Here is a 24,836-nt window from a genome sequence, read left to right on the forward strand (position 1 = left end):
CCTCACCATCCACAACTCCTCAACCAGAGTTGCTTCCACCCCTTGACCCCGCCGCTGTTTTCAGGGGCTTTTCGTCAGGGACTATCGCGTGGGGGCTGTGGATAACGGATCAGCGGACGAGGAGATCCATCAGTCGGTTGAGCTCGGCGGCAGGGTCGCTGGTCAGGCCGCCGTGGACGGGGCTGGGCTGCAGGATGGTGCTGCGCGGGGCCTTCACGAAGCCGAAGCGGGTGCCCATCGGCTGCTCCCCCGCGGTGCCGACGCTGGCATCGCCGGCGCAGACCCGTTCCAGGAAGCTCAGGCCGTCGCAGATCGACTGCGGGTCGATCTCGGGAGCGAAGGCTGCTACCCGGGGCTCGTCACAGTGCCAGGCGAAGCCGAGGAACTCCGCACTCTGGCAGTAGAGAGCGACGCCGACGTTGAGGAACTCCTGGCGTTCGACGCGGGGGACGCAGCGGATCACCACGTACTGGTAGGCGAACTCACTCACGCCGCACCGCCCGGAAGCCACTGCCGGGTGCCGAGGCGGGCCAGCAGGAACTCGACATAGGAGGCCCGCAAGAAGAGCGGGTTGTCGGCTCCGGGGACCGGTTCCAGCCACTCGTCGGGGACGAGTTCGAGGATGTCTTCGAAGACGTCACGGTTGAGCAGTGCACTGATCTCCTCATCGGCGGCGGCGAGGCCACCGACGTGGGCGCGGAGCACATGGTCGGAGACGTCCCACGGCTGATTGGCGAACCGGTTCGCATCGGTGACGCCGTTGCTCCACCCGTGGTGGAAGTAGAGACTCGCGCCATGGTCGATCACCCAGAGTTTCCGGTGCCACAGCAGGAGATTCGGGTTTCGCCAGGAGCGGTCCACGTTCGCGCAGAAGGCGTCGAGCCAGAGAATCTTGGCGGCGTCGGTGTCGTCCTCGGGGAGTTCACCGTCGAAGCCGAAGGAGCCCGGCAGGAAGTCGACGCCGAGGTTGGTGCCGACACTCGCGGAGAGCAGATCCTGGACCTCGTCGTCCGCCTCGTAGCGGGCGATGTCGGCGCGGAGGTCCAAGGAGACGAGACGCGGCGTGCGCAGGCCGATCACCCGCGCCAACTCCCCCACGATCACCTCCGCGACCAACACCTTGAGGCCTTGTCCGGCGCCGCGGAACTTGCAGACGTACGTTCCCAGGTCGTCGGCTTCCACCAGTCCGGGAAGCGATCCACCTTCACGCAAGGGGGTGATGTACCGCGTGACCAAAGCACGTGGGATCAAGAGATGGGGTCCTCCTCCAGCAGCCGACGCCGCTGCTCAACAGGGTTGAACTCGGCCGACGGCCAGTCCAGGTCGAACGACTCCAGTGCTTCGGTGAGCAGCTGGGCAATGGCAAGGTTACGCAACCACTTGCGGTCGCTGGGCACCACGTACCACGGGGCGACATCGGTGTTGGTCCGGCTCAGCGCGATCTCGTAGGCCTGGCGGTAGTCGGCCCACAACGCCCGCTCGTCGATGTCGCCCGGATTGAACTTCCAATACTTGGCAGGATCGTCCAGCCGGGCCAACAGCCGACTCTTCTGCTCCTCGGCAGAGATATGCAACATGCACTTGAGGATCCGCACGCCGCCGGCTGCGAGGCGCTCCTCGAACTCGTTGATCGCGGAGTACCTGCGCTCCACCTCATCGGCGTCGGCCAGCTGGCGGACCCGGCCGATCAGGACGTCCTCATAGTGGGAACGGTCGAAGACACCCACGTAGCCAGGCTCGGGAACGGCCTTCTCGACCCGCCACAGGAAGTCGTGGCTCAACTCCTCGGCGGTCGGCGCTTTGAACGAGGTGATCCGCACACCTTGCGGGTTCACCAGCCCGACGGCCTTCTCGATCACCCCGCCTTTGCCCGAGGTGTCCATCCCCTGCAAGACCAACAGGACACGCTTGGCGTCCGGGTCCCCGCGATGGGAGTAGAGCCGCTCCTGGGCTTCGGCCAGGCGTTTCCCGACCGCGACCAGCTCTTCCTCGGCCGAGCCCTTGTCACCGTCGTATCGGAGCGTGGCACGGGGATCGAGCTGATTCAGGTCGACCTCGCCAGCGGCCAGACGCAACGTGCTCAGAAGTTCCGAAGTGAACGGCATGTGCCCATGCTAGGTCGCCCGTTAAGATCGGCCGACCCTTCTGCGCGCCGCACTTGGAAAGGCCACTATGCGTCTGGCTCCTGTTCTCGTTGTGTTGCTGGCCCTGATCGCCGGTTGTTCCACCACCGATGAAGCAGCTGCCCCACCCATCGTGCCGAAACCCCGCGTCACCGCCGTGCCCGAGGACGGAAAGCCTGCAGGGCCGGCCGAGTGCCGAGGCCCAGAGATGCGCAAGGGCCGTGCCTCCGGGAAGCTCTTCGCGACCTGCGTAACGGCGGCGCTCCGCAAGCACCGGACGGTCCGGCTCTCCGGCGAACAGGTGATCGCGGAGAAGGTCGTCGGCGCGGTCGACGGCAAGCTCCGCTTCGCGCCGAGCCAGGCGATCGACATGACGATCTTCAACGGCGCCGCCGAACTGGTGGTGATCAAGGATCGCGCCTGGATGAAGGACGACAAGGGCTGGATCCGGGCCGGTGGTGGTAGCGCCCGCGCCGAGACTGCCCAGACCCAAGCGGTGTTGTGGCGGGTCTCCACCGCTCTCGACAAGCTGGCCGACTTCTACGGGTCGACCAGTTGGCGCCCCAGCGGCAAGGTCGAGGACGTCAACGGGATCCGGATCCGCGAGTATGTGGGGGCACCGAGGACCCCGGGCGCTGTCGGTGTGCCGACCGAGATCTGGCTCAGCAGGGCCAACCTCCCGGTCCGGATGGTGAGCCACTCCCAGGGCGACGACGGCGCGAGCACCAACACGGTCAGCCTCAGCGACTTCGGTACCGACTTCGAGTTCAAGAAGCCGCAGATCCGTCGCTGACCGCGCTCAGTGGCCGTCGAGCCGCAACGTGCACCCGACGACGGTGGAGCCGTCCGGATCGTCGAACCAGGTCCCGGCGATGAATCCGGCCTTCTCCAAGACCCGCAGCGAGGCGGCGTTGCGGTGATCGGGGGCGGCGAAGACCGCCTGCGCATCGGGGAATCGCTCGCGGCAGCGACTCACCCAGGCTTTGATCGCCCGGGCGCCATAGCCGCGGCCCAGCCACCCGGGTAGCCCGATGGCGTAGTCGATCCCGATCGCCGTCGGGTCCGGGGTGAGCAACGCGTAGTCCGGGTAGGCAGCGAGCGGATAGTCCTGGAGGAAGCCGACCGAGCGCCCGTTGACCTCGATGATCCACAACGTGGTCGGGGTCCGGCCCTCGATCTCAGGTAGGTACTGCTCCCGCACCCGTCCGGGTGTGGGGTCGCCGTCGGCGTGCCACCACCGGGCGACGTGCGGCTGCTGACGCCAGCGGGTCAGATCCGCTAGGTCAGCGGCCGTGGCCAGGCGAACCTGGACCCAGTCGTCCGTCGTCGCTGTCATAGGTCGTCGGGGACCTCAAGATCAGTTGCGTCGAGCTCAGCTGCGTCGAGCTCGCTACGCACCACGGAGAAGCACATCCCGGGAGGGTAACCCTTGCGGGCCAGCATCCCGGCGAGTCGCCGGGTCGCCACCTGGGGGTCGAGACCCCGCATGCTGCGCAGCTTGCGCTGCACCAGCCGCCGGGCAGCAGCCTCTTCGTCGGCAGGATCGATCTCGTCCAAGGCCTCCTTGGCGACCTCGTCAGCGACCCCTTTGCGCCGCAACTCCTGCTGCAACGCGCGACGCGCCAACCCCTTCCCCGGCTGGCGGGAACCGACCCAGAGCCGGGCGAAGGCAGCGTCATCGATCAGACCGACCTCTTCGAACCGGTCGAGCAACCGCGCGGCGAGCTCCTCGGGCACGCCACGCTTCGCCAACTTCTCGGCGAGCTCCTTGCGGCTTCGTGCCTGCCCGGTCAGCTGATCGAGCAGGATCTTGCGGGCCACCGCCTCCTGGTCCGCCTCCGGCTGATCCGCAAGGTCCGGCGGCGGCGGCTTGGGTTCGCGACGCTTGCTGCTCCGGCCCCTGCGCGTGGCCGCACCGTCGCCGGTGTCGCCACGCCCAGCGCCGGAGCGACTCCCCGACCTACGGGTACGACGCTCCGGCTCCGTTGGGGTGGCTGGCACCACCGGACTACTGGAAGCAGTCCAGGCAGCCACCCCGAGCGCAACATCACCTACCCAGTCGGGCGGTGGACCGGCCTGGTCCTTCTCCGGCCATGCCGAAGCTGACATCGGATCAGAAGTCGACGTTGGTCGGCTCAGCCGGCTCGTCGACACTCGGCACCACGCCGAGCTTCTCCAGGATGCGCTTCTCGAGCTCATTGGCGAGGTCGGGGTTGTCGCGCAGGAAGTTACGCGCGTTCTCCTTGCCCTGACCGAGCTGGTCGCCCTCGTAGGTGTACCAAGCACCGGCCTTGCGGACCAGGCCCGCTTCGACACCGACGTCGATCAGACCACCTTCACGGCTGATGCCCTTGCCGTACATGATGTCGAACTCAGCCTGCTTGAACGGCGGAGCGACCTTGTTCTTGACGACCTTGACCCGGGTGCGGTTACCGACCATGTCGGTGCCGTCCTTCAGGGTCTCGATCCGACGCACGTCGAGACGGACCGACGAGTAGAACTTGAGCGCACGACCACCGGTGGTGGTCTCCGGCGAACCGAACATCACGCCGATCTTCTCGCGCAGCTGGTTGATGAAGATCGCGGTGGTGTTGGAGTTGTTGAGCGCACCGGTCATCTTGCGCAACGCCTGGCTCATCAGACGAGCCTGGAGACCCACGTGGCTGTCACCCATCTCGCCTTCGATCTCCGCACGCGGAACAAGCGCGGCCACGGAGTCGATGACGATCAGCGACAAGGCTCCGGAACGGACCAGCATGTCGGCGATCTCCAGCGCCTGCTCACCCGAATCCGGCTGCGACACGAGCAGCGCGTCGGTGTCGACGCCGAGGTTCTTGGCGTACTCCGGGTCGAGCGCGTGCTCGGCGTCGATGAAGGCGACCAGGCCACCGGCGGCCTGGGCGCTGGCCACCGCGTGCAGCGCGACCGTCGTCTTACCGGACGATTCCGGACCGTAGATCTCCACCACACGACCGCGAGGAAGGCCACCGAGCCCCAGCGCGACGTCCAGGGCGATCGACCCGGTCGGGATCACCTCAAGGGGAGCACGGGTCTCATCGCCGAGGCGCATGATCGAACCCTTGCCGAACTGCTTCTCAATGTTGGCGAGCGCGGCGTCGAGCGCCTTTTCGCGGGGGTCTGCAGCCATCGTGGGCTTCCTCTTCTCTCGTTTTGGTCCAGGCACATCTGCGACGGTAGAGCCCACCTCCGACACTCCCTGATCAGGAGTGCCCCACCTGTGGATAAAGGTGAGCTACGTCGTACCTGAGGCATCAGAGTAACCGAACAGATGTTCGATGAGAATCATCGAAGTGCGGCGTGTCGTAACTGGCTGCGCTGCGGCGTCGTTGGGGCCGCAAGCTCAGTTCAACACCGACAGTTCGGGAGGCACCATGCGGATCGCCACGACGGATCCCGACCAGCCATCGCACCTCAGTCACTGGGGTGCCCTCGTCGCGGCGGCGGCCGCTGTCCTGGTGGCGCTCGGGCTCGGTGGCTATCTGCTCTTCGCCCCGGTCTCGACCACCGGCTTGGCGCTCCCCGGCTGGGAGAGCCAAGAGTGTGGGCGCCCCGCCCTCGTCCTCAACGACGGCACTGCGTACGACAGCGGCGAGTACCGGCCGAACCAGAACGCGTTCGACGACGCCTGCCTACGACTCTCCCGAGACCGGGTCCGTCTCGCTGCGGCAGCCGGCCTCAGCGGAGCGCTCGGACTGCTCCCCCTCGCCGTGATCGCCAGAGACCTCTCCCGCGCCGCACCGCGACGCCTCACGGCCAGTCAGCAACCGCGGTAACCCGCGAACCGACCGGCCTGACGGCGTCAGGCCGCGAGCACGTGCCGACGACGGGCGTCTGCGGCATAGGCCGCGCAGGCGGCGACCCCCAGGGCGAGGACGCCGGCGAAGACGTTGAGCCAGCCGTAGCCGCCGACACCGACCAGGACACCGGCCAATCCGCCGGCGGCTGCCGCGGTCAGACCCATCAACAGGTCTGCGGCGCCTTGGACGTCAGGACGCGCCCGGAGCGGGGTGAGTTCGGTCAGCAGGGTGGCCGCGGCGACGGTGGCCATCGACCAGCCGACGCCGAGGGTGAAGAGTCCGAAGAAGATCTGCCACGACGTGCCAGCAGGCGACAGCCCCGCGAAGAGCATCGAGACGACCAGCACCACACCCCCGGCGGCCAGCAGTGGCGCCCGGCCGTAACGGTCCGCAGCCCAGCCCATCACCGGCGAGAAGGCGTACATCCCCAACACGTGCAGACTGACCACCAGGCCGATCACCTTCAACTCGGCACCGCCGTGCTGCATGTGCAGGGGCGTCATGATCATCACCGCCACCATCGCGGCATGGGCGAACGCCATCCCGACAGCTGCCGCACCGATCTCCGGCCGTTCGCGGACGACGTCCCAGGCGGTGCGCCACGAGGTCCCCCGTGCCGCGCCCACCGGTTCGTCGGCGAGTTCTCGTGCCAACAGCAGCGGGTCCGGTCGCAGGGTCAACCACATCACCAGCGCGGCGGCCAGCATCGCGATGCACCCCAGCGCGAACGGCCCCGCCAACTCCGGCACCCGGAGCCACCGGGCCAGTTCCTGCGACGGCCCGGTGAGGTTAGGTCCGGCAACCGCCCCGATCGTCGTCGCCCAGACCACCACCGAGAGCGAGCGTGCCCGGTTGGCGTCGTCGGCGAGGTCGGTGGCGGCATACCGCGCGCCCGAGTTGGCAGCTGTCGTCGCGCCGAGCAGGACCGCACCGGCCAGCAGCAACGCCATCGAGTCGACCTTGGCGGCGACCACGCACAACGCACCGCCGCCCGCACCGATCAGGTAGCCGATCAGCAGACCGAGTCGCCGACCGCGCATCGCCATCAACCGGGCCAGCAGCCAGGAGGCCACCGCGGCGCCGAGCACCTGCGAGGTCTGGGCCAGGCCGGCCTGACTCTCGGATCCAGAGATCTCCTCCGCCAACAGTGAGGCGGTCGCGACCCCGATCGTGATCCCGACCGCGCCGACAGCCTGGGTGGTGGCCAACGACCGCACAGCGCGGCGGTGGGCCTCTTCGCGGATCACTTGTCCCGCAACGGGAGACCGAGGTTCTGCCAGACCGCGAGCCAGACCTCCTTGGGCGCCTCACCGGCGTCCAGAGCCTCGACGGCGGTCCGCGAACCCAACTCGGTCAAGGTGTGCTGTTCGGCCCAGGTGCGCGCATAGCCAGCGCCGAGGGCCGCCTCCATCCGCGCCCAGAACTCCGTGTGCCTCACCCGCGGACATCCCACAGATGGTGCACCACGTCGTGCAGGTGGTACCGGCCGATCGAGGCGACGGTGAACGCGCTGCCGTTGGACCGCAACCCGCTGCGCTCCCACTCCTGCCCGTCAACGGCGGCATAGCGGCCGGCGATCTCTCCCGCGGCATCGATCAACGCGACCTCGACCTCCACCGGGTCCTGCTCGCCATAGCGTTCGGCCAGCGCGGTGGCGTCCTGGTCCCAGTTGGCGAAGGTCGGAACGGCCTCGGTGAGCATCGAACGGACCCGCTCGTTGAAGATCCGATGCACGTCGCGAACGTGCGCGCCGTACTCCAGGGCGGACCAGACATCGGGCTGCTGACGCTGCGCCGCATCGGGTCGCCGAAGCACCGCGCTCCATCGTTCGGTGGTGCTCCGCAGGAGCTCGGCGAACTCGTCGGTCCGCACCGCGTCGGCATCGAATCCGCAATCGGCGCAGGGGCGCTGGAGCACCCACGTCCAGTCCTTGGTGTCAGGTTCGATCGCCACCCCTCCATCCTGTCATCCGAGGAAGTCGGTGCTCAACGCAGTTGGCCGCCAGCCGACCGCGATCGACGGCCACAACCACCCGACTCATCACGTCTAGGCTTTCGCCATGCCCCAGACGTTGTTGCTCCGCGAGGTCCGCCTGGTCCCGATCGCACCGAGCGACGTCGCGGGTGCCGCACCGGTCGATCTCCTCGTCGTCGACGGCCGGGTGGCAGCGGTCGGCCCGGTCCTGGACGTCCCCTCCCCGACGACGGTCGTCGAGGGCGAGGGCCGTTGGTTGATCCCCGGCCTCTGGGACCAGCACGTGCATCTGGGCCAATGGGCCTCGTCCCGCAGACGCCTTGACGTCGCCGCCGTACAGAGTCCTGAAGAACTGCTCGCACTGGTTGCCGGCCGACTCGCAGCGTTCCCGGGCCGCCCGATCGTCACCTGGGGCCATCGGGCCGGTTCCTGGCGTCCGCTCTCGGTGACCGAACTCGACGCCGTTACCGGGGCGACGCCGGTCGGCCTGATCGCCGGGGACGGGCACCAGGCCTGGCTCAACTCGGCAGCGCTGGCCTCGATAGGGCTGCCCTATCGAGACGACGTCGTCCGGGAGGCAGAATGGTTCGACTCGTTCGAGAAGTTCCAAGCCAGCATGGGCGCAGCCGCCACCCCGGCTGATCTCGCTGCCGCACAGCGCGACGCCGCGGCACAGGGCGTCGTCGGACTGGTGGACTTCGAGTTCTCCGGCGGGCCGTTCACCTGGCCGGCCTGGCACGAGGCGGGTGCGACGCTGCTTCGGGTGCGGGCCAGTACCTACCCCGATGGCTTGGAGACGGTGATGGCCTCGGGCCTGGCCAACGGGGACGCGGTGCCCGGCACCGGCGGACTGGTCACGATGGGGCCGCTCAAGGTGATCGGCGACGGCTCCCTCAACACCCGCACCGCCTGGTGCCACCACGCGTACGCGGAGAGCGAGCAGACCACGGGCCCGCACCACGGTGCCCCGAACCTAAGCGACCTCGAACTCACGGGGCTGCTCACCCGTGCCCACCAGCACGGCTTGGAGGCCGCCGTCCATGCGATCGGCGATCAGGCGCTGAGCCACACCCTCGAAGCGTTCTCCCGCACGGGATGCCGCGGGTCGATCGAGCACGTCCAACTCGCCCGGCCAGCCGACCTGCAACGGATGGCGACCCTGGGGATTCGCGCGAGCGTGCAGCCCGCCCACCTACTCGACGACCGCGACCTGAGCATGGCGTTGTGGCCGGAGCGGAGCGCCGACTGCTTCGCCTTCGCCACGATGGCTGAGCTCGGACTCGACCTACGTTTCGGCTCCGATGCCCCGGTCGCGCCGCTGGACCCGTGGCTGGCGATCACTGCCGCGGTCGAGCGCACGGCCGATCAGCGCGGCCCGTGGCATCCCGAGCAGATCCTCGGACGGCGCCAAGCCCTGGCTGCCTCCACCGACGGGCGAGGCATGGTCGCCGTCGGCCACCCCGGCGACCTCGCCCTCCTCGACGCCGACCCGCTGGCGGGCCCCGGTACCCCGGCGGTGGCCGGGACCTGGGTGCAAGGTGCGGCCGTTCACCTCGGCACCAGCATCACCGTGCGCTGAGCGGATCGGCAGCGGTCTAGACTCTTGCCCCATGTCGGCGCGCCCTCGTATGTACATCCATATCGGCCTGCAGAAGACCGGGACCTCTTACCTGCAAGCGTTGCTCTGGGACCACCAGGAGCGACTCTCCGAGACCGGGTTCGCGCTGGTCCCCGGTGAGCGCGACGACAACGACCAGCTGATGCTCTGGGTCTCCGACCGCTATCGGGAGGGTCGTGATCCCGACTCGGTGGTCACCTCCCTCGACAGGTTCCGCGAGGAGATGGCCGCCTGCTCCGCGCCGCAGGTGCTGTACACCAATGAGTCGTTGGCCGATGCGCCGTCGGATCGGATCGCCACCTTCATCGAGGCCTGCGGCGATCGCGAGGTGCACGTGATCATCACCGCGCGCGACCTGGGCCGACTGATCCCCTCGTCGTGGCAGCAACTGATCAAGTCCAGTAGCGGCGTCACCTACGACCGGTTCCTCGCGGAGATGCAGCAGGTTCCCGAGGACCCGACCGGAACCCGGTGGTCGAACCGGCACCTCCCGTTCCTGATCGCCAAGTGGGGCGGGTTGGTCGGCAACGAGAACGTCCACCTGGTCACCGTGCCGCCGGCCGGGTCGTCGACCGAGATCCTGCTCGAGCGCTTCTGCCAGGCGATCGAGATCGACCCCGAGCCGCTGCGCGCGGCCGAGGCCGGTGTCGCCAACCCGGGGCTGGGCACGGTCGCCACCGAGGTCCTGCGTCAGGTCAACATCGCGCTCCCCCAAGAGCTGCGGAAGAGCCGTCGCACCTACGGGTCGGTGGTCAAGCGGTACTTCTCCAACCAGGTGCTGGTCGGCTTCAGTGAGAAGGGCGGACCGCGGATCAAGGTCCCCACCGCCCATCAGGACTGGGTGGTGCAGGTCAGCCACGACCACAACGCGGCGATCGCGGCGAGCGGGTGCCGGGTGATCGGCGACCTGAACGACCTGATTCCGGACGACGCAGCGTTCGCAGACCAGGCGCAGCCGAGCCCCGAAGAGGTCAGCGAACTTGCCGCGGCAGCAATTGCCGAACTCTTGACGGCGCGGATGAAGACCCGTCGAGCACGCGCGCGGGAGACAAAGAAGACCATGCCGACCGAGGTCCCTGCGCCCCCGCTTGTCACCCCCATGACAACTTCGGAGACCGGAACCATCGGGCGTCTGCGTCGCCGCCTGCAACGACGCTAGTCGGTGCGGTCCGACCGACTCCCGGGCCGCGCGAGAACATCTGCTGAGAGCCTCCACGTGTCGGACCGATGAGGGAGGATGGCAGGGTGTCAGAAGCCCTTGCTACCTTCAGCGCCTCCACGCGTGCGTGGTTCGGTGCGGCCTTCGCCGCGCCCACGGCCGCCCAAGAAGGAGCCTGGACGGCGATCGCCGGCGGCAAGCATGCGCTGGTGGTGGCACCGACCGGTTCGGGTAAGACCCTCTCCGCCTTCCTCTGGTCACTCGATCGACTGACCTCGACCCCTGCCCCGGCCGAGCGCAATCAGCGCACCCGGGTGCTCTACGTCTCGCCGCTGAAGGCGCTCGCGGTCGATGTGGAACGCAACCTCCGCGCACCGCTCGCCGGGATCAAGCACACCGCCGACCGGCTCGGCGAGGAGGTACACGACGTCCGGGTCGGGGTCCGCTCCGGTGACACTCCGGCTTCCGAACGGCGCAAGCTGGTCACCACGCCCCCGGACATCCTGATCACCACCCCCGAGTCCCTCTTCCTGATGCTCACCTCGCAGGCGCGCGAGAGTCTGCGCGGCGTCGAGACGGTGATCATCGACGAGGTGCATGCGGTCGCCGGGAGCAAACGCGGAGCGCACCTGGCCCTCTCCTTGGAACGGCTCGATGCGCTGCTTCCCCAGCCCGCACAGCGGATCGGGCTCTCCGCCACCGTGCGCCCGCTCGACGAGGTGGCCCGGTTCCTCGGTGGGAACGCGCCGGTCGAGCTGGTCGCTCCCGCCTCGGAGAAGCGGTGGGACCTTCAGGTGGTCGTCCCTGTTGCCGACATGACCGAGCTCGGCCAGGTCATCGAGGAGATCAGCGAAGGGCCGGCCGCCGGGGCACCTCGCCGTGCGTCGATCTGGCCGCACGTAGAGGAGCGCGTCGCCGATCTGATCGAGGCGCACCGCTCCACCATCGTCTTCGCCAACTCCCGGCGCCTCGCCGAACGGTTGACCGCACGGCTCAACGAGATCGCTGCCGAACGCGCCGGCTTCGAGGTCGGCACCGTGCCCGCTCAGGTGATGGCCCAGTCCGGCAGCACGCTGACCAACACCTCCGCAGTATCGGCACCGCCGATCATCGCCCGCGCCCACCACGGCTCGGTGAGCAAGGAGCAGCGCGCGCTGATCGAGGACGATCTCAAGGCCGGTCGACTGCCCTGCGTGGTCGCCACCAGCAGCCTGGAGCTCGGTATCGACATGGGCGCCGTCGACCTGGTGATCCAGATCGAGTCACCGCCCAGCGTGGCCAGCGCCCTGCAACGGGTCGGTCGTGCCGGGCACCAGGTCGGTGAGGTCTCCCGCGGGGTGCTGTTCCCCAAGCATCGCGGCGATCTGGCCCAGACCGCCGTGGCCGTGGAGCAGATGCGCAGTGGGGCGATCGAGTCGCTGCGGGTACCGGCCAACCCGCTCGATGTGCTGGCCCAGCAGGTGGTCGCCGCCACCTCGATGGAGGCCTGGAACGTCGACGAGCTCTTCGACCTGGTCCGTCGCAGCGCACCGTTCAGCGCGCTGCCGCACTCCGCCTACCTCGCCACCCTCGACCTGCTCAGTGGGCGCTATCCGTCCGACGAGTTCGCCGAGCTGCGCCCCCGCCTGGTCTGGGACCGGGTCACCGGCACCCTGACCGGGCGGCCCGGAGCGCAACGCCTCGCCGTCACCAGCGGCGGCACCATCCCCGACCGCGGCCTCTTCGGCGTCTATCTGGCCGGTGAGCAGGGTGCCGGCAAACGGGTCGGCGAGCTGGACGAGGAGATGGTCTACGAGTCTCGGGTCGGCGATGTCTTCGCGCTCGGTGCCACGAGTTGGCGGATCGAGGACATCACCCACGACCGGGTGCTGGTGACGCCGGCGCCGGGCGTCCCCGGTCGGCTCCCGTTCTGGAAGGGCGACACCTTTGGCCGCCCCGCCGAGCTCGGCGAAGCGATCGGCAGCTTCACCCGCGAACTGGTGGCGATGAAGGGCACCGAGGCCCAGGAACGCACCCGCGCCGCCGGCCTGGACGACTGGGCCGTGGACAACCTGCTCACCTACCTCCAGGAGCAGGTCACCGCGACCGGTGTCCTCCCGAGCGACCGCAGCATCGTGGTCGAACGCTTCCGCGACGAGCTCGGCGACTGGCGCCTGGTGGTGCACTCGCCGTACGGCACCGGCGTCCACGCTCCCTGGGCGCTCGCGATCAACGCCCGGCTCCGCGAGCGGTACGGCGTCGAGGCCTCGGCCGTTGCCTCCGACGACGGCGTGGTGCTCCGGATCCCCGACACCGACGCCGAGCCGCCCGGCGGAGAGGTTGTCGTCTTCGAGCCGGACGAGATCGAGGCTCTGGTCACCACCGAGGTGGGCGGTTCGGCGCTCTTCGCGAGCCGGTTCCGCGAGTGCGCGGCACGTGCCCTCCTGCTCCCCCGCCGAGATCCGAGACGGCGTTCCCCGTTGTGGCAGCAGCGGCAGCGCTCCGCCCAACTGCTCGAAGTGGCCGCCAAGTACCCCTCGTTCCCGATCGTCCTGGAGGCGGTCCGGGAGGTCCTCCAAGACGTCTACGACCTGCCCGGCCTGGTCACCTTGCTGCAACGCATCGAGCGCCGCGAGGTGCGCGTCGTCGACGTCGCCAGCGATCGTCCTTCGCCGTATGCGGCGAGCCTCCTGTTCGGCTACATCGCGCAGTTCGTCTACGAGGGTGACTCCCCCATCGCCGAGCGCCGGGCCGCCGCGCTCAGCCTCGATCAGGGCCTGCTTGCCGAACTCCTGGGCCGCGCCGAGCTCCGTGAACTCCTCGACCCCGAGGTCCTCACCGAGGTCGAACAGGAGCTGCAACGGCTCACCCCGCAGTACCGTGCGCGCGGCGCCGAGGGAGTCGCCGACCTGCTCCGGCTGCTCGGCCCGATGACCACCCCCGAGATCGCCGCCCGGAGCACCGAGGATCCGGAGCCATGGCTGGCCGGCCTGGCCTCAGCACGCCGGATCGTCGAGGTCCGGATGGCCGGCGAGGAGCGGTGGAGCGCGATCGAGGACGTCGCCCGGCTCCGCGACGCGCTCGGTGTTCCGGTCCCACCGGGCACCCCGACCGACTTCACCGAGCCGGTGGCCGATCCGATGGCCGATCTGGTCGCCCGCTTCGCCCGGACCCACGGCCCGTTCACGGCCGATCAGGTCGCCGAGCGTCTCGGATTGGGGCCGGCCGTCGTCCGCCAGACGTTGCGTCGCCTGGCAGGCGCAGGGCGCGTCCTGGAGGGCGAGTTCCGGCCCACCGGTACCGGCGAGGAGTGGTGCGACGCCGAGGTACTCAGGCGGCTCCGACGCCGCTCGTTGGCCAAGCTCCGCCACGAGGTGGAACCGCTCGACCCCGAGGTGCTGGGCCGATTTCTTCCCATCTGGCAACACGTCGGTGGCCGGCTCCGCGGCCTGGACGGCGTGCTCAGTGTGGTGGAGCAGCTCGCCGGGACCCAGATCCCTGCCTCGGCGCTGGAGTCCTTGGTCCTGGCCGCCCGGGTCCGTGACTACGAGCCGGCCATGTTGGACGAGCTCACCGCCTCCGGCGAGATCATCTGGGCGGGCCACGGTTCGCTCCCAGGCAGCGACGGCTGGGTCTCGCTCCACCTCGCCGACCAAGCACCGCTGACCCTGCCGGAGCCGGAGCCGGGTGACCCGACCGCCGTGCAGCGTGCCCTGATCGACGCACTCGAGCCCGGGGGCGCCTGGTTCTTCAACCAACTCGCCACCCAGGTCACTGCCACTCTGGCCGAGCCGATAGGTGAGCGGGAGCTCGCCGATGCGCTGTGGGAGCTCGTCTGGTCGGGCCGGGTAGGCAACGACACGCTCGCTCCGCTACGCGCGCTGACCAGATCCGGCACCCCCAGCCACCGCACCCGCCGTCCGCCGCCTCGGGTACGGAGCGCACTGGCCCGAACCAGGGTGGTCCTGCCGGAGACGGCAGGGCGCTGGTCCCTGCTCCCCGCCCTCGACGTCGACCCGACCCGGCGTGCGCACTCCCGGGCCGAAGCGCTGCTCGAACGCCACGGCGTACTCACTCGAGGTGCCGTGATGAGCGAGCGGATCCCCGGTGGATTCGCAGCCGCCTACCGGGTCTTGCGTGCCTTCGAGGAGACCGGTCGCGCTCGCCGTGGCTACTTCGTGGCCGGGCTGGGTGCAGCACAGTTCGGTACCGCGGGCGCGGTCGACCGGATGCGCACCTTCGCCGAGATCGGCTCCGCTGAGAAGCCTCAAGCGCTCGCCCTGGCTGCTACCGACCCCGCCAACCCCTACGGCGCCGCGCTGGAGTGGCCGAACCGTGACGACTCCGCGGGGCATCGGCCGGGCCGTAAGGCAGGTGCCCTGGTGGTCCTCGTCGACGGCGCCCTGGCGATGTACGTCGAACGCGGCGGTCGCACTCTGCTCACCTTCACCGATGCGCCGACCCTGCTCACCGCGGCCGCCGCCTCGCTCGCTGACGCCGTCCGCACCGGCGCCTTGGGGAAGCTCACCGTCGAACGCGCCGATGGCAGCCAGCTGCTCGGGCGTACCGACGACCCGGTCCGGCAGGCGTTGCTCGACGCCGGCTTCATCACCACCACGAAGGGGTTGCGAATCCGTGCCTGAAGGCGACACCGTTTGGCGAACAGCGCAGGCTCTGGGAGCCGCACTCGTTGGCAGTACCTTGATCCGCAGTGACTTCCGTGTCCCCGAGTTGGCCGAGGTCAACCTCACCGGCGAACGCGTCACTGCCTCGGAGTCCCGTGGGAAGCACCTCCTGCTGCACCTTGGACACCAACGCATCCTGCACACGCACCTGAAGATGGAAGGTGCGTGGCACCTGTACCGTCCGGAGAACCGCTGGCAGCGGCCTGCCTCCCAGGCCCGGGTGGTGTTGCAGAGCCCACGCTGGCTGGCGGTCGGCTTCTCGCTCGGCATCGTCGAGATGTGGCCGAGCGGTGCCGAGTTCCAGAAGCTCGCCTACCTCGGCCCGGACCTGCTCGGCGCCAACTGGGACCTGGAGAAGGCCACCTCCCGCCTGCGGGCCAACCCGGAGCGCCCGATCGCCGAGGCTCTGATCGACCAACGCAATCTCGCTGGGCTGGGCAACCTCTACCGCGCGGAGCTGCTCTTCGTCTCCGGGATCAATCCGACCACACCTGTCGACAAGATCGTCCACCTGGACCGGTTGATCAACAGAGCCAAGAGCATGTTGGAGAGCAACAAGGAGCGCGCCGTCCAGGTGACCACCGGCAATCTGCGACCGGGCTACCGGCACTGGGTCTACGACCGCGCCGGGCAGCCGTGCCGTCGTTGCAAGAAGCCGATCGTGGCAGAACCGATGGGTGAGCCTGGCCGCGAGCGCACCATCTTCTGGTGTCCCACCTGCCAATCGCAGTTCGTCGCGCAGAGCTACTGACGCGCCACCATCAGGCGGCGGAGACCACCACGGCGCTGGGTGCGGGAGTGATCGCCGGAACGCCCAGCAGCGCACGCTCCTCGGCGAGTGCGGCGTCGCTCACCGAGCGGAGCAGGTCGGAGAGAGCCACGTCGAGGGCGTTGCACAAGGAGGCCAACAACTCCGAGGAGGCTTCCTTCTGCCCGCGTTCGATCTCCGAGATGTAGCCGAGACTCACTCGTGCTTCAGCAGAGACCTCGCGCAGGGTCAGGCCACGCTTCATCCGCTCAGCACGGAGTGCGTCACCCAGCAGTCGCCGGAAGAGCGTCATGACCTGTCCTTTCTTCGTACCTGTGGTGACCAACGCTACCGGTTGACCGATTCTTCCCAGGCGCGGACTCCGAATTCGAGCATCGCCAACGCTTCCCGCGCAGCCAGATGACGGACCTGGTCGCGGTCACCGACGAACGTACACTTGCGTGCCTCGACCCCACCAGGGCCGGCCAGCCCGATCCAGACGGTGCCCGGCGGGATCGCCCCCTGCGGCCCCGGACCGGCGACACCGGTTGTCGAGATCGCCCACCTGGTGCCGAACTTGGCACGCACTCCCTCGGCCATCGCCTCGGCACATTCGCCGGAAACCACGCCGATCCCTTCGGTGATCTCGCGCGGGATCCCCAGCACCTCTTCCTTGATCCGGGTGGCGTAGCAGACCACGCCACCCGCATAGACCTCGGAGGCACCGGGGATCCCGGTAATCATCGCGCCGATCAGGCCGCCGGTGATCGACTCAGCCGTGGCGACACTGACGGCGGGAAGTAGCGGGTGCACCTACCCACCCTAGCGGGCCGGTGGCACCGCCCCCGGCAGTGAATCTCATCGGCGGATCCGGAGCATCACCGTTGCCGTCCCTTGCGCAACCGCACGGTCACCGGAGTAACGGAGCACCAGCCGTACCTTGCCGACCCGAACGAACCGGCCCAGTTTCAGCGTCGCGACACCCTTCTTCACCGACGCCTTGATGGTCCGGCCACCGACCTTGACGCTGATCGTGCCGCTCGGCTGCAACCCGGTCGCCCGGACCGCGACCCGTAGCTCCGCCTTGGTCCGGTGCACCCGTACCTTCTTCGGGCTGACCACTCCACGCACCGATGCCTTCGCCTTCTCCACGCGCAGCGTGACGACCGACGAGCTCGAGGCCGCAGCGGTCTCGTCGCCGCGGTAGACCGCCGTCAGCGGATAGCTGCCGGACTCGGTGAACGCCGGGAGCTTGATGGTGGCGACACCACCGGCGTTCAGAGCTCCCGTGGCCAGCACCTTCGCACCGTGGCGCACCTCCACCACACCGGACGGCGTCACCTCGGCCCCGGCGTCGACCCGCACGGTGGCCGTCGTCGCCCGGCCCGCCGTCACCTTCGCAGGGGCGACCTTGAGCGTAGTCGTGGTGTCGACCGGTTCCGTGCCGGACTCACTCAGGTCGAGGCCGACGATGACCGGGTCGTGGTCGGAGGAGCGGTACGGGGTGTCGGCGTGGAAGTCGGTGGCGTGGTAGTTCCACCGGCTGTATTCGAAGAGGATCGACTCGCCCGCGTTGATGTTCCAGACGTCCGACCCGGTGGTGAGCTCAGCAGCAGCCTCGTTCAGCAGGATGTGGTCGAGCGACCCGGAGAGCCCGTCGAAGACGTAGCTCCACTCGTCGGCACCGAACTTCTCGGTCGCGTCGGCGAAGCCAGCCGCGTAGAGCACCTGCAGCGGGTCCTCCTGGGTGTAGGCGTTGAAGTCACCGCCCAACAGGACGGCCTCGACTCCGCTGGTCTGCTGTTGACCGGCGACCCAGTCACGGAGCGCCTCGGCCTGTCGGATCCGGTCGGGGTTGGCGTTGCCCTGACCGGTTCCGTCGTCGGTACCGGAGCCCTTCGACTTGAAGTGATTCACCACATAGAGGAACTGCTTGCCACCGCTCACGGGTTCGAAGACCTGGCCGATCGGCTCCCGGGCGTTGCTGAAGGCGCCCGAGCCGCTGCTCTGGTCGCCGAGCGCCACCGCATCGCCGACCCGCTTCACTGCCGCCGGCTTGTAGATGATCGCGTTGGTGATCACGTCCTGCTCGGCGGCGGCCGGAAGATCGGCAGAGGAGGGGTTGGCAGCCCAGGTCCCGGCGCCTGCGGCCGCGTTGAGCGCCGCGACCAGGCTCTGGGTCGCCTCATCGGGCTGCTCCCCCAGCGCCGCGGAGTTCTCGATCTCCATCAGACCCACCACGTCGGCGTCGAGACTGTTGATCGCCTGGACGATCTTGGCCTGCTGGCGAGCCAGATCGGCCGGGTCCCAGGCGCCGCGCTGGGCGCAGCCGTCGTTGACGTTGTTGCCGTCACCGTCACGGTCCCGGTAGGCGGTGCAGCCGCCCTCACCGACGTTGTCATCGTCGGCGTCACCCAGGGTGGTGAAGTAGTTCAACACGTTGAAGGAGGCGACCTTGAGGTCCGGCTCTCCCTCGGCCGCGATCCGATCCTCGTCCGGAGCATTGGTCCGGACATTGCCGAACGTAACCGGGCTGGTGCTGTTCTGCGGGCCGAGCACCGACGCGGTCGGCTGGAACCGATAGCTCGGTGCGGCCGGCGCTCCGCCCTGGGTGAAGATCACCGGCGCGGTGAAGGTCGCCCGAGCGCCGACGGTGACGGGGTCACTCTGCGAGACGTACGGCGGCGTCAGGTCGCCCTTGTTCGCGAAGTTGGTGGAGGCGCCGTCGTCGAGGGTGATCGCGCGCGCTGCGTTGTCGGCGACCACCGCCGCGATCGCAGCGGCGTCCTGGGCGTCGGCCACCTCGGTCGGCTGGATCAACGGCGTCGTCCCCTGCGCCAGTCCTACTTCGCCGAACCGGGCATCCGCCTGGCCCACCTTCGAGCCGTAGTAGGTGTTGTTGACCGTGAAGTCGCCGCTCGGGCGGTACAGCATGCCCTCCAGCGACTCCTTCTGCGCGTCGCTCGCGGGCCAGATCGCGGTGGTCGTGGGCACGACCGGTGCCGCTGCACCGAGCACCTCGACGGCGGCCGCGTTGGCGATGGTGACCTGGGTGGCGCCTGCGTACTCGTTCACGACACCGGTGACCCGGACCTGCTGGCCCGGAGTGACCGCGACAGCGCCGGCGCTCTGGCGTACGAAGAGCGCCTGGGAGGTGGTGTGGGTGGCCAGGTCGAGCTCGCCGCCGGTGCCCGGCACCTGCAGGTAGAAGCCGAAGAGCCCGCCGCTGGGATAGGCCGCCGTCACCACGCCTTCGGTGATCACCGAAGTGTCTACGTAGGGTGAGACCGCGCCAGTGCCCTGGATCTCGGGGATCGTGCGGGCCACCGGGTCCGGCTCCGGTTCCGGCTCCACCGCTCCACCGGTGCTGGTCGGTGTGGGTGCGGCGACGGAGAGGTCCGCCCCGTTGTTGTCGGTGTCGGTACCGATCGCGGTCCGCGTCACCGCCGCGGTGTTGCTCGGAGCCGGGCCGGCCGCTCCCTCGAACGAGGAGGCGTTGGCGGCAGCGCCGACGAAGTCGATGATCTCAGCCGTCCCCGCCACGTTGCCTGCCGGCGGGTTGAGCGCCTGGGTCCCGTTGGCCAGCCAGACCTGGAATCCACTGCCGCTCATCGCGGCGCTCCCGGTGGCGTCGGGGGTCGGCAGCGCGGTGGTCCCACCGGTCCCGGCGGCCATCTGCACCAGATAGTGGCTCTTGGCGGGGACGCTGCCGGTCAGCGCAGTGACCGAGCCGGCTGCTGCGGTACCCGTCGCGCTGCGGTACTGGATCGAGAGACCACTGACGCTGATCGCGGCGTCCGTGGGGTTGTAGAGCTCGACGAAGTCATGGGTGTACGTGGCGCCGCTGTTGCCGCCACCGCCGTAGGCCTCACTGATCACCAGGCCGGATGCGTCGGTGGCGGCCTGAGCGCTGGGTAGGACCAGACCGGTGAGGGCGGTGCTGGCCACTGCCAACGCCGCCAATGAGGCGAATCTGCGCTGTGAAGACATGCGGGTTCCTCCGAGAACGAACGTGCGAGTTTGTGTCAGGACAGGGACGCTCCCGAACGTTTCGCCCCCAAATCCGCCGGATTCGGGGGCGAAACGTCAGGGACTATCGGTCAGCGGCGGACGCGGAAGGTGACCTTCTTGGTGGCACCCTTGAGGTTCGCGTCGCCGCGGTAGGTGATCCGGACGTTGACCTTGCCGGTCTTCTTGAACTTGCCGAGCTTCACGGTGGCCTTGCCGTTGCGCAGGGTCACGGTGCGGGTCTTGCCGGCGAACTTGATCTGGACCTTGCCGGTCGCCTTGCTGGCGCCGCGGACCTCGACCTTGAGCTTCACCGTGGTCCGCTTGGCGCGGATCTTCTTCGGGGTGACGCTGGCCCGGATGGTGGAGGCCGTCTTGGGTGCGACCGGCACCCAGAAGCGCACCGTGGTGCCGGTGGTGTCACCGGTGAAGGTCACCGGGATCTGCGAGCCGCGCGCGGCGGACGCCGGGACCTTGACGGCAAGGGTGGCCTGGCCGACTTCGTCGCCGATCACGTCGTCCGAGGTGGTGGTGATCGCGACGCTGGTCGGAGCGCCGCCGGCCACGCTGAGCGATCCGGTGGCGTCCACCTGGTCGCCGAGTGCGGTGTAGGAGAGCGACGAGAGCGCGACCTGTGCGGTCTCGCCGGGCTGGTAGGCCGCCTTGTTCGGGCTCACGCCGACCGCGTGCTGGGTGAAGTCCGGCGTGAGCGGCTCCGCGCGACCGTCCAGGTAGTCGACCATCGCCTGCAGGTCGGTGACCCCGGTGTCCTTCTTGTTGGTGCCGGAGGCCAGCGTGGTGAAGTTGTCACCGCCGGAGGCGAGGAAGGAGTTCACCGTCACCGCATACGTCGCATTCGGCGAGAGGGCGACGCCGTCCAGCCAGATCCGGGTGATCCGCGCACCCTTGGCCTTCGCCGGGTCATAGGTGTAGGTGAAGCCCTCAGAGACGCCGAGGCGCAGGAACGGACGCGACGCTCCGGCCGGCTGCCACTGCTCCTCCAGCACCGCCTTGATCTGGGCGCCGGTCAGCTCCATCCGGACCAGGGTGTTCGCGAACGGCTGGACGTCGGCTGCCTGGCGGTAGGTGAGCCTGCCGGCGGTGCCGACCATGTCCTTGCGCAGGCCGCCGGGGTTCATGAAGGCGATCTGCGCGCCGCCCAGCGCGGCGGGGGTCTGTGCCCGCTGCACCTCCGCGACCAGGTTGCCCAGGGTCGACTCGCGGCCACGGTTGTCCGAGCTGCTGCTGGTGAGCGGACGCCGGAACGGCCCCGCGATGTCACCGATCTCGACGGCGCCCTTGACGTCGGCCGACGCCTTGGCTGCGTCCACGATCGCCTTGGTCGGCTCATCCACCGGGTAGTTCGGCGGGTAGGTGTCGGGCGCCGGCGGCACGCCGGGAACCTTGGTGGTGAGCGGCAGCAGCTTCGAGGTCACCCCGACCAGCGAGTCGCTCGCGGTGTCATAGGAGAAGTTGAGCTGGTTCAGGTTGTAGCCGTACTGACCGGCCGACACCACCGGGCGCCCGTTGATGGTGTGGTTGTAGGCCAGGTGGGTGTGCCCGGAGACGATGGCGTCGACGTCTGCATCGACGCCGTTGACGATCTTGCCGAAGTCGGAGGCCGGATCCTGTGCGGACTCGATGGCTGTGGTCGCCGCGCCCTCGTGGACCAGCAGGACGACGATGTCGACGCCGTCGGCAGTCAGGGCGTCCGCTTCGGCGTTGACCGCCGCGGCGATGTCGGTCGCCTCGATGTCAGCGATCCCGGCTGGTGCGACCAGTTCATCGAGGTGTTCGGTGACCGCGCCGATGAACCCGACCTGGACCTCCTCAGGCGTACCGGAGCCGAAGGTCTGCACCCAGGAGGGCTCCAACCCGTCGGCCTGGCTGCCGTCGACCTTCTTCTTCACGTTGGCACCGATGTACTGCCACTCGGCGCCGCCGAACGGGTTGGTGGTCGCGTCGTAGGGCGCCATCACGCGGTTCACCAGGTCGTCGTAGCCCTGGTCGAACTCGTGGTTGCCGACGGCGGACACGTCAAGCCCGGCCTCGTTGAGGGCATCGATGGTCGGCTTGTCGTGGTTGATGAACGACTCGAACGTCGAAGCACCGATCAGGTCGCCGGCTGCGGCGAATACCGTGTTCGGGTTCTCGGTGCGGAGTTGCTTGACTGCGCCGGCGATCACCGCTGCCCCGGCCTCGGCCGAGTTCGCCGAGATCCGGCCGTGGAAGTCGTTGATACCCAGCACCTGGACGTCGACGACGTCCTCGGGTGCTGCGTGGGCGGGGCCTGCCGCGACTGCGGCGAGCCCTCCGATACTCAGAGCGATGGCGGCCGCTCCGGCCGCCGTCCTGCGTTGGATGACGAACATCTGGACTGATTCTCCCTACCCGCTCGGGACCGTATGGGCCCTGTCGGCGCCGGGACCAGCCCACCTGCTGAAGGTGTGCTGGTGCCGGCCCGAGAGCATCGGGAAGGTGAAGACAGTGCTGCCGAGGTCGCGAAACACCACAAGCCTGCGGTACGCCGCAAAAAAGACATTTACCCGAGACACCGGATCGGCTGACGCCGCCAGGATCTCAGCACGCTAGTCCGCTACCGGACCGGCGGGAACCCCCAGACGGTTACGAACTGGTCTCAGAGGGCGCGGTGAGCGCACCGCGCTGACGCCACGCGTCGCGGAAGAACTCGTAGCCCGACCAGAGCGTCATCGCCACCGCGCCTGCCAACAACACGTGGCTGGCGTAGTAGAGGACCTCACCCGGAACGTCCAACCAACCGTCGACCTGCATGAACGGGAGCACCAGACCACCGAGCGCCACCGCCTGCAGCGCAGTCTTGATCTTGCCGCTCTGGGCAGCCGCGATCACCACGTTCTTCATGATCGAGAGGCGCAGCAGGGTGACGCTCCACTCGCGGAGCAGGACCAGGATGGTCACCCACCACCAGATGTCGCCGGTGATGGAGAGACCGATGAAGGCCATTCCGGTGATCGCCTTGTCCGCGATCGGGTCGGCGATCTTGCCGAAGTTGGTGATCAGGCCACGGGCCCGGGCGATGTCACCGTCGATCTTGTCGGTGATCATCGCGACCGCGAAGAGAGCGAAGGCGACCAGGCGCCAGGTGACGGAGTCGCCGCCGTCGTGCAACAGCGCCCAGCCGAAGAAGGGCACCATCACGATCCGCAGCGTGGTCAGCGCATTGGGCAGGTTCCAATTGCTGACCTTGACCCCGTCCGTCACTGGCCCCCCTCGAGCTCGGCGATCAGGTCGACCCCTTCGGTCTCGATCACCTGAGCCCGCAGGATAGCGCCGACGGCAGTACCCGCGGGGACGTTCAGCACCGTCGTCGTGCCGTCGACCTCCGGGCCCTGGTGGGCAGCGCGCCCCTCAGCCTCGTCGCCGTCGACGTGCTCGACGAGGACCTCGACGGTCTCGCCGATCCGCTCCTCGGCGCGCTGCGCGTTGAGCTCCTCGACCAGGGCGGTCAGATGGGCGGTCCGCTCGCGGATCTCGTCGTCGTCCAACTTGCCGGGCAGGGTCTCCGCCTCGGTGCCGTCCTCGTCGGAGTATCCGAAGACGCCGGTGACGTCGAGGCGCGCCGCTTCGAGGAAGTCACAGAGGGTCTGGAACTCCTCCTCGGTCTCGCCGGGGAATCCGACGATCACGTTCGAGCGCACTCCGGCGGTCGGAGCCAGGGTGCGGATCTGCTCGAGCAGGCCGAGGAAGCTCTCCGGGTCGCCGAAGCGGCGCATCCGGCGCAGCACCGTCGCCGAAGCGTGCTGGAACGAGAGGTCGAAGTAGGGCACCACACCAGGGGTCTGCGCGATCGCCTGGATCAGACCGGGGCGGGTCTCGGCAGGCTGCAGGTAGGAGACCCGGACCCGGGCCAGCCCGTCGATGGCCGCCAACTCGGGGAGCATCGTCTCCAGGAGCCGGAGGTCGCCGAGGTCCTTGCCGTAGGAGGTCGAGTTCTCACTGACCAGGAAGAGTTCGCGGACGCCCTGCTCAGCGAGCCACTGGGCCTCTTGCAGAACGTCCGAGGGCCGCCGGCTGACGAACGAGCCACGGAAGCTGGGGATCGCACAGAACGAGCAACGGCGGTCACAGCCGCTGGCCAGCTTCAGCGAAGCTGTCGGGCTGGTGTCCAGCCGACGACGCACGGTGCGCGGGCCCGACGCCGGGCCGTTGGTACCGATCTCCTCGGCCGAGGCGTGGCCCGGCACGCTGATCGTCGTGCTGGTCCGCTCAGCCGGGCTGATCGGGAGCAGCTTGCGCCGATCCTGCGGGGTATGCGGGTGCAACTGCTCCCCCGCCACCACGGCACGGAGCCGGGCCGCGATCTCGGGGTAGTCGTCGAAACCGAGGACCGCATCCGCCTCGGGCAACGACTCCGCGAGGTCCTTGCCGTAGCGCTCCGCCAGACAGCCGACCGCGACGACCGCCTTGGTCCGGCCACCCTGCTTCAGGTCGGCCGCCTCGAGGAGGGTGTCGACCGAGTCCTTCTTGGCCGCCTCCACGAATCCGCAGGTGTTCACCACCACCGTGTCGGCATCGGCTGGATCGTCGACGAGCGCGAAGCCATCGGCGGCCAAGCGGCCTGCCAGCTCCTCGGAGTCGACTTCGTTACGGGCACATCCGAGGGTCACCATCGCCACGGACAGCAGTCCGGAGGCGGAATCGGTTTGAGGAGTCGTCATGGCTGTAGTGAATTATGCCGTGCC

The 24,836-nt window shown here is 68.8% G+C and carries 21 protein-coding genes; 6 read left to right on the plus strand and 15 right to left on the minus strand.

The features are described 5' to 3' along the window. Positions 1-109: 109 nt before the first annotated feature. From ACLM5J_RS18875 to ACLM5J_RS18885, 3 genes are read right to left on the minus strand one after another with little or no spacing between them, the layout of a single operon-like run. The gene (locus tag ACLM5J_RS18875; protein ID WP_413658211.1) at positions 110-490 is read right to left on the minus strand and encodes a DUF3037 domain-containing protein; all 381 of its coding nucleotides are present in this window, start codon (positions 488-490) and stop codon (positions 110-112) included. Further along, the gene (locus ACLM5J_RS18880; protein WP_413658212.1) at positions 487-1,251 is read right to left on the minus strand and encodes a HipA family kinase; all 765 of its coding nucleotides are present in this window, start codon (positions 1,249-1,251) and stop codon (positions 487-489) included. Before ACLM5J_RS18880 ends, ACLM5J_RS18875 begins: the two co-directional genes overlap by 4 nt. Then, positions 1,248-2,105, minus strand: coding sequence for a PPK2 family polyphosphate kinase (locus ACLM5J_RS18885; protein WP_413658213.1), 858 nt, complete (start codon positions 2,103-2,105; stop codon positions 1,248-1,250). Before ACLM5J_RS18885 ends, ACLM5J_RS18880 begins: the two co-directional genes overlap by 4 nt. A 226-nt stretch (positions 2,106-2,331) precedes the next feature. Between ACLM5J_RS18885 and ACLM5J_RS18890 the strand changes: the two genes are divergently transcribed. After that, positions 2,332-2,916 carry a hypothetical protein gene (locus ACLM5J_RS18890; RefSeq protein ID WP_413658214.1) on the plus strand — a complete coding sequence of 195 codons (585 nt, stop codon included), beginning with the start codon at positions 2,332-2,334 and terminating at the stop codon, positions 2,914-2,916. A 6-nt stretch (positions 2,917-2,922) separates the two neighbouring features. On the opposite strand, the gene ACLM5J_RS18895 is transcribed toward ACLM5J_RS18890, so the two are convergent. From ACLM5J_RS18895 to recA, 3 genes are all read right to left on the minus strand, one after another. Further along, positions 2,923-3,459: a GNAT family N-acetyltransferase gene (locus ACLM5J_RS18895; RefSeq protein WP_413658215.1), complete on the minus strand. Its 537-nt coding sequence runs from the start codon at positions 3,457-3,459 to the stop codon at positions 2,923-2,925. After that, positions 3,456-4,124 (minus strand): regulatory protein RecX, encoded by a 669-nt coding sequence (locus ACLM5J_RS18900; RefSeq protein ID WP_413658216.1) that lies wholly within the window; start codon positions 4,122-4,124, stop codon positions 3,456-3,458. The genes ACLM5J_RS18895 and ACLM5J_RS18900 overlap by 4 nt, the downstream gene beginning before the upstream one ends. Before the next feature lie 112 nt (positions 4,125-4,236). Next, a complete protein-coding gene (gene recA, locus ACLM5J_RS18905; RefSeq protein WP_413658218.1) occupies positions 4,237-5,271 on the minus strand; it encodes a recombinase RecA in 1,035 nt (344 codons plus the stop codon). Between the two features lie 244 nt (positions 5,272-5,515). Between recA and ACLM5J_RS18910 the strand changes: the two genes are divergently transcribed. Continuing rightward, a complete protein-coding gene (locus ACLM5J_RS18910) occupies positions 5,516-5,917 on the plus strand; it encodes a hypothetical protein (RefSeq protein ID WP_413658219.1) in 402 nt (133 codons plus the stop codon). Positions 5,918-5,943: 26 nt separating this feature from the next. On the opposite strand, the gene ACLM5J_RS18915 is transcribed toward ACLM5J_RS18910, so the two are convergent. The 3 genes from ACLM5J_RS18915 to ACLM5J_RS18925 are packed head-to-tail and all read right to left on the minus strand — an operon-like array spanning position 5,944 to position 7,894. Continuing rightward, on the minus strand, positions 5,944-7,188 hold the full coding sequence (locus ACLM5J_RS18915; RefSeq protein ID WP_413658220.1) for an MFS transporter: 1,245 nt from the start codon (positions 7,186-7,188) through the stop codon (positions 5,944-5,946). Next, on the minus strand, positions 7,185-7,379 hold the full coding sequence (locus ACLM5J_RS18920; RefSeq protein ID WP_413658221.1) for a DUF3046 domain-containing protein: 195 nt from the start codon (positions 7,377-7,379) through the stop codon (positions 7,185-7,187). The genes ACLM5J_RS18915 and ACLM5J_RS18920 overlap by 4 nt, the downstream gene beginning before the upstream one ends. Next, on the minus strand, positions 7,376-7,894 hold the full coding sequence (locus ACLM5J_RS18925; RefSeq protein ID WP_413658222.1) for a DinB family protein: 519 nt from the start codon (positions 7,892-7,894) through the stop codon (positions 7,376-7,378). The genes ACLM5J_RS18920 and ACLM5J_RS18925 overlap by 4 nt, the downstream gene beginning before the upstream one ends. Before the next feature lie 106 nt (positions 7,895-8,000). On the opposite strand from ACLM5J_RS18925, the gene ACLM5J_RS18930 reads away from it, so the two are divergent. From ACLM5J_RS18930 to ACLM5J_RS18945, 4 genes are all read left to right on the plus strand, one after another. Further along, positions 8,001-9,494 carry an amidohydrolase gene (locus ACLM5J_RS18930; RefSeq protein ID WP_413658223.1) on the plus strand — a complete coding sequence of 498 codons (1,494 nt, stop codon included), beginning with the start codon at positions 8,001-8,003 and terminating at the stop codon, positions 9,492-9,494. Positions 9,495-9,525: 31 nt separating this feature from the next. Next, positions 9,526-10,692, plus strand: coding sequence for a hypothetical protein (locus ACLM5J_RS18935; RefSeq protein ID WP_413658224.1), 1,167 nt, complete (start codon positions 9,526-9,528; stop codon positions 10,690-10,692). Positions 10,693-10,760: 68 nt separating this feature from the next. Continuing rightward, positions 10,761-15,314, plus strand: coding sequence for an ATP-dependent helicase (locus tag ACLM5J_RS18940; protein ID WP_413658225.1), 4,554 nt, complete (start codon positions 10,761-10,763; stop codon positions 15,312-15,314). Then, positions 15,307-16,107, plus strand: a complete 801-nt coding sequence (locus ACLM5J_RS18945; protein WP_413658226.1) for a DNA-formamidopyrimidine glycosylase family protein — start codon at positions 15,307-15,309, stop codon at positions 16,105-16,107. Before ACLM5J_RS18940 ends, ACLM5J_RS18945 begins: the two co-directional genes overlap by 8 nt. 10 nt (positions 16,108-16,117) lie before the next feature. Here the strand turns inward: ACLM5J_RS18945 and ACLM5J_RS18950 are convergent, their stop codons facing one another. The 6 genes from ACLM5J_RS18950 to rimO form a co-directional block, all read right to left on the minus strand. After that, on the minus strand, positions 16,118-16,417 hold the full coding sequence (locus tag ACLM5J_RS18950; RefSeq protein ID WP_413658227.1) for a helix-turn-helix domain-containing protein: 300 nt from the start codon (positions 16,415-16,417) through the stop codon (positions 16,118-16,120). Between the two features lie 35 nt (positions 16,418-16,452). After that, the gene (locus ACLM5J_RS18955) at positions 16,453-16,917 is read right to left on the minus strand and encodes a CinA family protein (protein WP_413658228.1); all 465 of its coding nucleotides are present in this window, start codon (positions 16,915-16,917) and stop codon (positions 16,453-16,455) included. Between the two features lie 45 nt (positions 16,918-16,962). Beyond that, positions 16,963-20,094 (minus strand): ExeM/NucH family extracellular endonuclease, encoded by a 3,132-nt coding sequence (locus ACLM5J_RS18960; protein ID WP_413658229.1) that lies wholly within the window; start codon positions 20,092-20,094, stop codon positions 16,963-16,965. Positions 20,095-20,204: 110 nt separating this feature from the next. Continuing rightward, positions 20,205-22,484 carry a bifunctional metallophosphatase/5'-nucleotidase gene (locus ACLM5J_RS18965; protein WP_413658230.1) on the minus strand — a complete coding sequence of 760 codons (2,280 nt, stop codon included), beginning with the start codon at positions 22,482-22,484 and terminating at the stop codon, positions 20,205-20,207. A gap of 253 nt (positions 22,485-22,737) precedes the next feature. Beyond that, complete coding sequence (gene pgsA / locus ACLM5J_RS18970) at positions 22,738-23,355, minus strand: CDP-diacylglycerol--glycerol-3-phosphate 3-phosphatidyltransferase (RefSeq protein WP_413658231.1); 618 nt, start codon at positions 23,353-23,355, stop codon at positions 22,738-22,740. Beyond that, positions 23,352-24,812, minus strand: coding sequence for a 30S ribosomal protein S12 methylthiotransferase RimO (gene rimO, locus ACLM5J_RS18975; protein WP_413658232.1), 1,461 nt, complete (start codon positions 24,810-24,812; stop codon positions 23,352-23,354). Before rimO ends, pgsA begins: the two co-directional genes overlap by 4 nt. Positions 24,813-24,836 lie beyond the last annotated feature (24 nt).

It is taken from the genome of Nocardioides sp. Bht2 (genome assembly GCF_047308515.1).
In the GTDB taxonomy this organism is placed as follows: Bacteria; Actinomycetota; Actinomycetes; order Propionibacteriales; family Nocardioidaceae; genus Nocardioides.

What these genes read in the sequence shown, in the direction of transcription:
- ACLM5J_RS18960 (WP_413658229.1), bottom strand. Translation starts at nt 20,094, where the DNA reads ATGTCTTCACAGCGCAGATTCGCCTCATTGGCGGCGTTGGCAGTGGCC.
- rimO (WP_413658232.1), bottom strand. Translation starts at nt 24,812, where the DNA reads ATGACGACTCCTCAAACCGATTCCGCCTCCGGACTGCTGTCCGTGGCG.
- ACLM5J_RS18940 (WP_413658225.1), top strand. Translation starts at nt 10,761, where the DNA reads ATGAGGGAGGATGGCAGGGTGTCAGAAGCCCTTGCTACCTTCAGCGCC.
- ACLM5J_RS18890 (WP_413658214.1), top strand. Translation starts at nt 2,332, where the DNA reads ATGCGCAAGGGCCGTGCCTCCGGGAAGCTCTTCGCGACCTGCGTAACG.
- ACLM5J_RS18930 (WP_413658223.1), top strand. Translation starts at nt 8,001, where the DNA reads ATGCCCCAGACGTTGTTGCTCCGCGAGGTCCGCCTGGTCCCGATCGCA.
- ACLM5J_RS18895 (WP_413658215.1), bottom strand. Translation starts at nt 3,459, where the DNA reads ATGACAGCGACGACGGACGACTGGGTCCAGGTTCGCCTGGCCACGGCC.
- ACLM5J_RS18950 (WP_413658227.1), bottom strand. Translation starts at nt 16,417, where the DNA reads ATGACGCTCTTCCGGCGACTGCTGGGTGACGCACTCCGTGCTGAGCGG.
- ACLM5J_RS18910 (WP_413658219.1), top strand. Translation starts at nt 5,516, where the DNA reads ATGCGGATCGCCACGACGGATCCCGACCAGCCATCGCACCTCAGTCAC.
- ACLM5J_RS18935 (WP_413658224.1), top strand. Translation starts at nt 9,526, where the DNA reads ATGTCGGCGCGCCCTCGTATGTACATCCATATCGGCCTGCAGAAGACC.
- recA (WP_413658218.1), bottom strand. Translation starts at nt 5,271, where the DNA reads ATGGCTGCAGACCCCCGCGAAAAGGCGCTCGACGCCGCGCTCGCCAAC.
- ACLM5J_RS18885 (WP_413658213.1), bottom strand. Translation starts at nt 2,105, where the DNA reads ATGCCGTTCACTTCGGAACTTCTGAGCACGTTGCGTCTGGCCGCTGGC.
- ACLM5J_RS18965 (WP_413658230.1), bottom strand. Translation starts at nt 22,484, where the DNA reads ATGTTCGTCATCCAACGCAGGACGGCGGCCGGAGCGGCCGCCATCGCT.